Origin of the sequence: Noviherbaspirillum sp. (genome assembly GCF_036846085.1) — a bacterium.
Lineage (GTDB): Bacteria > Pseudomonadota > Gammaproteobacteria > Burkholderiales > Burkholderiaceae_D > Noviherbaspirillum.
On record NZ_DAIUCO010000037.1, the window covers coordinates 16,423 to 27,325 of the forward strand.

General features: G+C 56.5%; 5 protein-coding genes. 2 read left to right on the forward strand and 3 right to left on the reverse strand.

Going from position 1 to position 10,903, the window contains the following annotated elements:
* Nucleotides 1–43 precede the first annotated feature (43 nt).
* The 3 genes from V7080_RS06655 to V7080_RS06665 are packed head-to-tail and all read right to left on the reverse strand — an operon-like array spanning nt 44 to nt 6,905.
* On the reverse strand, nt 44–5,668 hold the full coding sequence (locus V7080_RS06655) for a DEAD/DEAH box helicase (protein WP_334187623.1): 5,625 nt from the start codon (nt 5,666–5,668) through the stop codon (nt 44–46).
* Nucleotides 5,665–6,642, reverse strand: coding sequence for a hypothetical protein (locus V7080_RS06660; RefSeq protein ID WP_334187624.1), 978 nt, complete (start codon nt 6,640–6,642; stop codon nt 5,665–5,667). The genes V7080_RS06655 and V7080_RS06660 overlap by 4 nt, the downstream gene beginning before the upstream one ends.
* A gap of 5 nt (nt 6,643–6,647) precedes the next feature.
* Nucleotides 6,648–6,905 carry a helix-turn-helix transcriptional regulator gene (locus V7080_RS06665; protein ID WP_334187625.1) on the reverse strand — a complete coding sequence of 86 codons (258 nt, stop codon included), beginning with the start codon at nt 6,903–6,905 and terminating at the stop codon, nt 6,648–6,650.
* Between the two features lie 180 nt (nt 6,906–7,085).
* Between V7080_RS06665 and V7080_RS06670 the strand changes: the two genes are divergently transcribed.
* Nucleotides 7,086–8,273, forward strand: coding sequence for a hypothetical protein (locus V7080_RS06670; protein ID WP_334187626.1), 1,188 nt, complete (start codon nt 7,086–7,088; stop codon nt 8,271–8,273).
* 1,022 nt (nt 8,274–9,295) lie between these two features.
* Nucleotides 9,296–10,534, forward strand: a complete 1,239-nt coding sequence (locus tag V7080_RS06675) for a tyrosine-type recombinase/integrase (protein WP_334187627.1) — start codon at nt 9,296–9,298, stop codon at nt 10,532–10,534.
* Nucleotides 10,535–10,903: the final 369 nt, after the last annotated feature.

Genomic DNA, 10,903 nt, shown 5'->3' on the forward strand with positions numbered 1-10,903 from the left:
TAGCCAATCTGGCAAAGCTGGCATCGTCTGCATTAACCGCGATTCATAACTCAACACGGGCCAGATCCATCTCCCGTTCATTTTGCGGCAAGCCCCGCAAGACTCGCCCCGCGAGACTCAATCCCCAACCTTCATTGGGGATTGATGTTAGGGCATCGATCTCCGCCCAATAGATGCAGCCTCTGCCGGTCACTACCTCGGCGCACAGATCTGTACCTTTGAAACTGAACTGGGTCTCACCCATCCATAGTGTGGCTCCGGTGCCTGCGGCAAGCGCCCTCAGGGCGGAGCGATTTTTCTCACTGCAAGCTTCCAACGCCGCCGCCCTCACAACCACTCCGACAGGGATACCCGTGCCGCGCCAGCGCCTGATCCAGGGCTCAAGCCCTGACCGAGCCACCTGCCATAATTCAGGGTCTCCGTTCAGAAAAACCCGGAGCCCTCTCACATCCGGCATTGCCAACTCGCGGCTGACTGCCTCCACCAATGGCTGATGCTCTACCTGTGTATCCTGACCGAATACCCATTGCGGGTAGTGCCACAGCCTGTCCTTGACCCATCCGCGACCAATCAGCTGCAAAGCTCTCTGGCGATCCATATCCTCAGACCGATACCGAGTATCAAAATGCTGTAAACAGGCAGGACACGAAGCCACACAGCTGCGAGGGCACTCCAGTGCCTGCCGCGTAAAATGCAGTACCTCTGTCATGCGTTGCGTCAAACCTGACACGTAACCCGATGGCTGGACATCGTAGAGCGACAACGCATAGCCTCCCGCCCCCTTCGTTGGCAACCACTTCACGTCGCAACCGACTTCAATGACCTCTATGCCCAATAGGCCGGCGACTGCTTTCCGCATGGCGACCGCCAACGTGAACGCGACAGCCTTGTCAGCGATGGGCTTTCCTTCAAACAGCAAGAAGACCTCCAGCACATCGGTCTTGTAGTGATGACCCAGTCGTATGTTCGGACGTATCCGGCCATTGCCGACAGTGCCAACACACTCCGGATGATCCAGTGACCTCGCTCCCCTCAAGGGATAGTGAGGACGCTGGAAAAGCGACGGCCACTCTCCGCGCTCCGTCATTTCCTCTGAGCGCCCACACTCGAGACAAACCGCAAACCCATGCTGGTTGGCGCCTGACGTGCAATGAAACACCGAGCCCTCTTCACTCGCCCGAAAATTTCCCCACACCCGATCATCCAATGACTGCCACTCGCCCACAGCGGATATCCAGGGCGATTCGACCGGCACAAAGCGCTGCGCATGGTGGTCGTTGTGGGGCGTAGAAAACAGACTCACGGCAAAGCCCTGTGGCTCCAGGCACGTGATCTGCAATAGTTCGTCGTTGACGCCCGTGCGGTGCAATCGCTCACCGCAATTGTCGCAGGCGTGGGTCAGCAAACCGGCCGGTTGCCGCGCTACTGTCCCGCACGCATCACATCGCGACATCTCGATAAGACACTGAAGACCCAGTGAGTCATCCGGTCGTGCCGTGAGGGAGGGGGGCTTCCAGTTTTGCAGTAGACCCGCTGACCGGTAGACGAGGCCATCCACCACAACTTCCGCCCCAGGTGCATACTCAAACAATCCCATGCGCGCATCACGGCGTGGCAACTCGCGACGCCCCTGAGCGGCCATTGCAAGACTTTTACGCCCTCGTTGCCCACGCGGCAGCGAGGCAATGCTCTGTGTTTCAAATCGCATGACATGGACCGGAAAGCCATGCCCCGGCAGAAAGCCCTCTTTGACCAGTGCCGTAAGCAATGATTCACTCAAAACGCCTTGTTCTTGCGTGAGCAGTATCGCCAGCGAATCCCGGGATTGGGCCGTGGTCATGGTTCGCAGATTGCGCAAATGCTGAATCGTCTCCCTCAGCGGCGCATAGGCGTTGAGCCATTGGCAAAAAAAGGCCTGATAATGCTCAAGCACTGCCATCGCCATTGCCGACAGAGGGACATGCTCCAGGCATGTCCCCCTCACCAGGAACCGCAGCGCCGATTCCACATCCCTGTCCTGCGCATCGACCAGCCTGCTCAGCCACGCCATGAATGCCACTGACAGGGAGTCATCCTCCGGCAGCATCCACGCCCCGACATTCAACTGATGAAGTTGCTTCGACGTGATCCTGCCACTTTGCAGGAAGTGCGACAGCAGCAGGGAGTTAACATGACGCTGCACCAGAACCGGACTGGAGAATGAAACAGTAGGCGGCGCAATAGGCGTTGCAAAGGGCCACAAGGGATTCGCCAGGACGGCCTGATCGTGCGGATTGCTCTTGCAGATCGTCAGGACCACCGCCCGGGTTTCTTTGCGGCGCCCCGCTCGGCCCGCGCGCTGGAGATAGTTGGCCGGATGAGGCGGGACATTATTCATGGCGACCACCGAGATACCGCCAATATCTATTCCCATTTCCATGGTAGTGGAACAGCTCAGCACATTGATCAAGCCCTGGCGGAAGTCGGCCTCGTATTTTCGGAGTTGTGCCGCCGTTTGCTGAGCCGAGTGCTCAACGATTTTGTAATACGGCGCCCCTTCAATCACCCGATCCTGCTCGTCTGTCCAAATGCCTTCCTGCCGAAGGCTCTGCACTGACGCATCGTGCTGCAGCCACTCCGGCAATACCGCAGGCGATTCCTCTCCCAAGGCGTCTCTCAGGCTTCTGCTGAGCGCTGGAAAAGCCAGCAGCTTGCAAGCATAGCTGGCACCGTATTTCGGGTATTTAGGCAAATGAGGAGTAATGCCCTTTAGAGTGACATCCAGCATCTGGCCCGTGACCGGACAACGCCAGATCTGGGGCGGTAGCGCGAACGCCATGTCCTCCGGATCTAGCGCCCAAGCCTCGCCCTGCTTTTTCAGCAAACCGATTCGTATCAGCTCCGCAAAAGCCTGCTCCAGATATCCGTTGGCTATCGCCCGATCGGCATCCGTGTACAGATTGAGATTCAGCGCAGACGCCAAGAGCCGCACCAAGCGGGACCTACCCCGCGCCCCCGCATGGGCAACAGGCCACAATACGTGCCGGCCGTCCATTTCCTTATTTTTCACGCCCGGCGCTATCAGCGCCTTGGCGGGCAGGCGTGTCCCGCTCCAGGTGATCCATGATCCGGGCAGCAACAGGGCCAGCCGCTGACGCACAAAGAAATCCAGCACGATTTTCAGGAAGTCGCGCCACTCGGCAAGACTCATGCAAGTGGCACCCGCCCCCAATCGAGGAACGGTCTGTATCCGCTCCAGCTTCGGGTAAATGACGGACACCAACCCCAAGGTTTCGAGATTGTTGTGCACGACAGGCCGTACCGCCAACTCGCGGAGCAGGAGGAGGCGCGTCACGTGGCGTGTGCCATTCAGACCATCAAACGTATCGGCGTCCTTGTCGCTATACTGAGACTGAATAAAAGAGTGCAGCTCGGGCTGCAGCCCGAGCCACGCCGCCAGCTGCGCAAAAGTCACGGATGCTGGCGCCTTCATTTTTTCGACGATAGCTTCATTATTTGCTATCGCCGACTGGATCATGGCCCTCGCACTTTCAGGTACGGCCATCAGGCGTTCACGAAGCGTTTCTGTACGGTAAAGCAGTGCTTGAATGTCATCCGCTACGTCGTCCCGTGACGCCTGAACGACTTGCCGATACACCTGGGACTGCAACCAATGACGCTCGGCCTTCTGCTGCCCATGGAGTGCGAAGCGGGCCGTGCCCTGGCGGCTGTCCGTAAAGGTCAGCAGTCGTCGCCCCTGGCAGGGACGCAGCATCCTGCTTCCGGATGCGTCGGAAAAGGCCGGCGAATATTTCATCAAGATTGGCAGCAGGAGCTCCTGAAAGAACGGCGCTCCCAGCCGCAGCGACCGCAAATGGGGAGCGGCAACCGGCGACTCCGCCCCACACGCACGACAACACCATGAACGACGCCTATCCAGCAGATCCGCTGGCACTGTTACCGACCGGGCGTATTCTTGACCGTGCTGGAAAAAACTGTCGGCCTCCAATAAGGTGATCAGTCGAGTGTTGGCATCGGCCTTCACAATCAGCAGCGGCGCCCACTGCGAGCGAAGGTCCTCTGCCACGGGAAGTTCACCACCGGCCACGACATCCGCCTCAGTGGCATAGTCGTCCTCTTTCACGGCAAAGGGACGGATCAACAGCGTGCCCTCTACCTCACGCCACTCTGCCCACAGATACACCTCGTGGCATTGCGTGCACGTTCGGATCTCATAAACCGGCGCTCGGCAGTCACAGGAACGACGCGCCTCCGGATACACTCGGCCAAAAGGCCAGGCTGGATCATCCAGCGCCGTCCCTTTCCGGCCATAACACGATGGATTACTACAGGCCCACAGCCCCTCCAGAACGCTATGAAACGCATGGAGTCGAAGCGGCAGGAAAGGCGTTCCATCTTCATCGCACGCACTGGACAACAGATCCAGCCACTGCAGGGTCTGCTGGCGCCCCACCGTGGCGCCTGCCCCGTCTGCCACGATCTCAACCAGGGAAGCCAAGGTCTGGACGTTTTTCCCCCCAGGGGCAATGAAGGCATCACGAATGCGTTGTGCCGTCTTGTTGGCGCACAGCGCCCGATACAATCGCTTGCCCGGGGCATCAGGCAGCGACATGAGTTCAGGGTACGGGGCATCCGCATAGCGGGACTGTCCCTTGGGGAGCAATGGAAAGGCACGCTGTCCTCGTACCACATGCACGCGCTCCAAGGGCAATCCGGCTAGAGATGCCAGAAACCGCTGCAACTGCGGCTCCGCCCCATCTCCGCCCAGGGACGCTGACGTCGCCACAAAATGCACGTCTTCCGATTGCACGCCAAAGGCCAGCATGACACGGCGCAATAACAGCGCCAGCTCAGCTGCCTTGGCGCCGGTATAGGTGTGGGCCTCATCCAGCACGATCCAGCGCAGCTTGCCTTTTGAGGCCTGCAGGATGGGGGCATCCTCGGCCCGAATCAGCATGTACTCCAGCATGGTGGGATTGGTCACCAGAATGGGCGGCGGCGAAGCGCGCAGGGACTGCCGATCGTTGACCTGACTGTCCGCCACGATGACATGCGACTGGTCATCCACCTCTGGCGTACTGCCGTTGTACAGGCAAAACCGGATGCTCTGGCCCAACGAGGAGGTCCAGGCATGCAGCCGCTCACGCTGACTGGCGATAAGCGCATTCAGCGGATAGATCATCAGGGCACGCACTCCCACCAGGGGCTCTCCGCAGGCTTCATTTTCCCGCACCAGCGCATCCAGCATCGGCACCATGAAGCACTCCGTTTTTCCGGAGCCGGTTCCGCAGCTGACCACAACGGATTGCGGCGTTGCCTGCGACAACAATTCCCATGTCCTGAGCTGATGCTGATACGGGGGATAATCCCTGCCGAAGCGATACGGATGGGCAGACTCCCCGCCGGGGGCATCCAGAGCCTCGATCAAGGTCGGTGACAGCAAGGATGGTGATAACGCCTGCAATGTGGTTTCCGCGGTCTTCCAACCGAAGACCGCCTCAAAAACAGGCTCCCCCAGAAACCCGGTCGGCACATGACCATCAGCCGTAACCGCCTGATGTAGCCAAGCCCTCAAGGGCAGGTTTTGAATATGGAGTTGACGCGAAGCCGCCTGAGTCGAACGGCGGATGATTTCGGGCAATAGCCTGGAAAAATACTCGCGACTCATGGTTCGTTCCCGCCATAGCACAGCGATGGCAGGCCATAGGCCAACGCGATTTTCACGCCCTGGCTGTAGGCCACCTGGAACCAGATGGGATCAAAGGCCTGTATGGCCATCAGCTGCTGCATACGTCCCTGTCGGCGCCACCAGTCCATCGCCATGCCGGATGCGGACCAAAACCCCATAAGCAGCGGAAGATTCACGGCCGTCGATTTGTGGTCATCCCAATGCGGCCAGAAAATACCCTGATCGGAGTCCTCCAGCGCCTGCGCCATCAGCGAGGCCAAAGACTCCGGCACGCGCTGTCGGAATGCAGCCAATGCCCGCTTGCCGATCATGGAGGATGGCCATATTTGCACCGGCCCATGAGCTCGCAGCAGCACCCGCTGCAACAAGCTCCCATCCCCACGCCGCCATGCCGCGACAAGGCGGGCAGGTGCCTGAGCCTTGGCGACCGCCAGGATGGATTCAGGCATGGCGCCCAAATGGCGGAACTGAATCCAGTCCAAGGGGACCGCCAATACCGGCATGGCCTCACCGAGAACGCTCAGACGCCCCTGAAGGGAAAGGATCGCTTGTGCATCGCCCTCCTGGTCTCCCAGCAGGCTGGCCCACATGGCCCGATAGCGCGCTACTGCCCCTTCCCAGGCCGACAGGGGAAGCGCCGCCCAGTACGCCGTCAGCGCGGGCTGAAGCGCACACCGCACTTCGGCATCTGGCAACCTTAGCGCGGCCATTGCCAAAAACTCTGGCTGACCTAGGATGGCCTGAGTCATTGCTTTGACAGCACCAACTTCGTTATCAACCTGGCTAAAAGCCGCTCCTACCGCCTCCCATTCGGGACACAGGCAATCAGCGACAAGACGCGCAAGAAGCGCCTCTGACAAGGCACCGCCACAGAGAAATGGAAAAGTGGCGATGGGATCAAACTGGTTGACCGGCTGATCCGACTCGCCCGGCGTGAGCACGGAGCCTTTCATGGCAACTAGCCCTTACGCTGCTTTTCGAGCCAGGCCAGTACTTCATCCAAAAAATAGCCGGTCGAACGCAAGCCCAGGCGAATTTTTTTAGGCCAGGTCGGATCAAAACGAGGCGATTTGGGATTTTCCTTGTCGGCGCGGGTCGAGTTCGGAATGCCGGTAATCTTCCGCATGTCTTTGGCACGGACGATGACACGGCCAGCTTGCGGCGGGCCGTCAGAGTTCGGCACGGAGCCTTGGGAAGAGAGGGTATCGAGGGACATTGTCATCTCCTTTTGTTGATCTGGGTGACCACCACCCGGCCCAACCAACGCTAGGGGATTCATGAGATGACGTCCTCCTACGGTCGCCCGCGCCAACCGTAGGTATTATTCGGGAGGGGCTTGTGCTATGTCGCCCTCCTGGCAACATTATGTCTTTTGGAACAAGTACTTATAGCCACCATGACAAACGCCCCTTCTCCTTCACCACCCTCCGAAAAACTCTCTTTACACCTGCGCGATCGCTTTGATCGGCTCTTCGTCCAGCAACTTGTTGCCCGACAATTCATGCGGGATTACCCCGAAGACTGCCAAAAGCTGATCGGCCTTCGTAACGCCATACACGCACATATTCGCGATGCTGGCACCAACCCTCTTTCAGGTGAAACAGAGGCTCAAACCCTGATCACCCTGATGAGCATTTATGAATCAGTAAGCGGTCGGAAAGCCATTTCTGAAGGGAACCTGGATCACATCACGGCAAACTATCCTTTGGCTCCAGAGCTCGGCATTCGGCTACAGGAGAATGGTCTTTGTGAGGCCATCTCCGACATGGCCCAACATCTTGATACCGTTAATAGAATCAAGTTCACGTATAACCACTTTGACTACTTTTCTCTAATCGACATGACAGCACGCTTCTCAGGTCAGTCTGCATTTGACTTCTATGCAAAGGCAGCACTTGAGGAATTCCCCGTTTACGAGGCCATTAAAACCCTAAAACTTCGCCCCGAAGCGAACTGGTTTAACACTCGAAAAGTCCCTGAGGACTTAGATCTTGCCATTGCATTAACACGCAGTAGACATTTACGCAGTTTCTATAGCCCCAACATCACCTTTCGTGAGCGAACAATAAATGATGCCTTGACGAACGGAAAACCCGGCCACAGTTCCTTAATCTTTGAAGTCGATCTTGATCAAGCTCCTTACAATATCGACTACGCCATGAGAGCCCTTAGGGAATACCTACTGGATGGCTTACTGACCCGTCACGGCTATGCCGCAAACATTGAGCGTTTTGATGAGTTCATTGGCTCTGACTTCTTTCAAAATACCGACTCGACAAGCGCCCTAGTCCAGAAGTGGAACCAGATCCAAGGCTCCCTGATCGGAATATGGTGCTGGGACATGATGGCAAAGGAAGCAACTACTTTGGCTTCAGTAACGGAAAAGATATACGACGCTCAGGCCAGAATTATTTCTGAAACCATGGGCAGCGCAATAGAACTAAAAGCCATTGGCGAAAAAGCAATCGAAAATCATTATTACACTGCCAAAAATCTCATCGAGTCCAAAAGCCCCGGCAATGGGCTTTCTTATTTCGTGACAGGCGACAAAACAATCACTCTAGGAGAACGGCTTAGCTGCTAGGGCCTTTTTGCGTCCGCCCCCTAAGAAAAAATAAATTAATCACTCAGACATTGCCAACAGAGAAATTCTCTGGCTCTGAATTTTAGCAAAAAGGGGCTAGTCCTTTTCCAAGCTTCTTCTCATCGGGCTGCCGCCATACCTTTCGCCAATCACGTCAGGTGCAAAACGGCCAGCCCTCACCGCCAATCCTAGCATCGGGGGTTTTCTTTCGTACATCACTCGCGTGTTTGGCGCTGTTTTCAAGGAAAACCCCCTGCCACCACACTTAAGACCAAGCCTGCATGCCTGCCGGAGTCCGGCTTAGGCCTGCGAATCATTTTCCCTTATAAATCAGGAGGGAGCGGCTCAGGATTATCTATCTAACCTGCGCATTCCAGAATCTTCCCGCCATGATGAGACGGGAAGATCATCAGCAACAATGATGGCAACGCAATTTCTAGAAAAATTATTTCCTAGTGACCTCAAGCGGTTATCGACCGCTTTAATAGCCTCAATCTCTCCCACATTGACTCACCACAGGGCGCAATGACAGTTAATACTAAATCTGATAGCGCCTCATTCACGAATTCTGACGCCACCAAAACACCCGGCCAGCCGCAAATAAATGCAAACATTCAAGCCGGCAAATTTTCGGGCATTTTTCTACCGAAAGACGCTTTCTAGCTGATGCTTTAATCCAACTGGCACCAATCCTTTTCTGATGCAGACGAAGCGCCAGCCCATAGGCAGATGACGACCTCTGAAAGGCCATGAGGCAAACATGCTTTCCCGAACTATCCAACACACAAAACGCCGTACGCTTTGCCTATGAATCACTCTTCACTGTGTTTATTTTTGTAAACGCATCGACCATTTTTTCATCGATCACAGCAACAACCACGCGCAGCCATCGCCCATCAAGCACCAATAGCTCCAAGTCTCCTCAGGATTCCGAAATCTTCGCTCTCATTTACTATCCAATGACACCTTGAAGACGTATCTCGTTATCGCCTTCACCACACACTTCTTGGAGAATAAATGTCATGCCGTTGACGGATGCCGGGATCAGATCCCTTAAAGCCAAAGACCGCGATTATAAAGTGGCTGATGGCAATGGCCTGTCTATTCTCGTTATGTCGAGCGGCACGAAGTATTGGCGCTTTGCGTATCGCTACAACAACAAACAAAAATCTCTCTCCATGGGCCGCTATCCTGATACCTCTCTCAAGCTGGCTCGGGAAAAGCGTGATGAGGCACGACAGACGCTGGCCCAAGGCGCTGATCCCTCTGCCGCTAGAAAGTCGCTGAAAGCCATTTATAGCGGAATGATAAAAAACAGTTTGAATTCCATCGCAGCCGACTTCCTCGATATGAAGAAATTGGAGTGGGATCCCGTTTATTTCAGCAAGGTGGAGGCACGACTGAAAAATGATGTCTTTCCCGCACTTGGCCATATGCCGATTACCGACATCAAGGCCTCCGACATTCTGATTACCCTCAGAAAAGTCGAAGCCCGCGGCGCCATCAAATCCGCACGCCGCATCAAGGAGACGCTTGGCCAGATATTCCGCTATGCCATCGCAAGCGGTCTGGCTGACAAGAACCCGATACCCGACCTGGCTGGCGCCCTCCGCCGCGCAAAGGAAAAGCCGATGGCCGCCATCACCGACCCGGAACAAGCCGGAATCCTTCTTCGCCAGATCGATGCTTACAACGGCACTTTCATTGTCACGAAAGCGCTGCAGCTGGCGCCGCTGCTCTTTGTCAGACCCGGTGAGTTACGACAGGCCGAGTGGGCCGACATCAACCTTGCGTCAGCAGAGTGGCGCTTCAAAGCCAGCAAGACCCATCAGGACCATATTGTCCCGCTCTCGCGACAGGCCATTGCGATTCTCAAGGCCTTGCAGCCCTACTCAGGCCATGGCCGCTACGTCTTTCCCAGTAACAAGTCAGATGCACTGCCCATGAGCAGCAACACTATATTGTCGGCACTCCGGAGTATGGACGTCGGAAAGGAAGAAATGTCGGGGCATGGCTTTAGAGCCATGGCCCGAACCATGATCGCAGAGCGTCTGCGCTATGAGGATGTCGTCATTGAACTGCAGCTAGCTCACCAGGTCCGTGACATCCATGGCCACGCCTATAACCGGACGAGCTTCCTGGAAGACCGCAAGCTGATGATGCAGGAGTGGGCCGACTACCTGGATGAGTTGAGAAACGGCCAAGTTCGCCAGAGCATCCGGGCCGCCACCGCGACGATCAGTACTGCGGAAGCCCATTGAAGGTAGCGATTCGAGGTATTGGCATTCTACCGCCCCGTAACGCTGGCCGACCGTATCGCAGATCTCAACGACGAAGGCGGCCGTCATGGTCTTGCTATCGGTCGCCTTGACTCTGGCAGGGCAGATAGGTAGCTTGCGCCACACATCGCCAAGCCCTAAATGCGAGGGGCAAATTGGCAAGGAAGTGGTCTGGGGGCAACTTTGGGGGCAACTCCGAAGGCTGATTTTCAGGAAGCCAGCAATCATGCGGCTTCCGCTCATCGGTTAAATAGCCTTTCGGCCACCAGTTTCCTCCGCCCGGTCGTTGCACCGATCGGGCCCCTCTGGTATAAATCGCACCCCTTGAAATGCGCCGGCCCTTTTTCGACC

Bases quoted from the DNA above. Each gene is read 5' to 3' on its own strand.
- V7080_RS06660 (WP_334187624.1), bottom strand. From the start codon at position 6,642: ATGAAAGGCTCCGTGCTCACGCCGGGCGAGTCGGATCAGCCGGTCAAC.
- V7080_RS06670 (WP_334187626.1), top strand. From the start codon at position 7,086: ATGACAAACGCCCCTTCTCCTTCACCACCCTCCGAAAAACTCTCTTTA.
- V7080_RS06665 (WP_334187625.1), bottom strand. From the start codon at position 6,905: ATGTCCCTCGATACCCTCTCTTCCCAAGGCTCCGTGCCGAACTCTGAC.
- V7080_RS06675 (WP_334187627.1), top strand. From the start codon at position 9,296: ATGCCGTTGACGGATGCCGGGATCAGATCCCTTAAAGCCAAAGACCGC.
- V7080_RS06655 (WP_334187623.1), bottom strand. From the start codon at position 5,668: ATGAGTCGCGAGTATTTTTCCAGGCTATTGCCCGAAATCATCCGCCGT.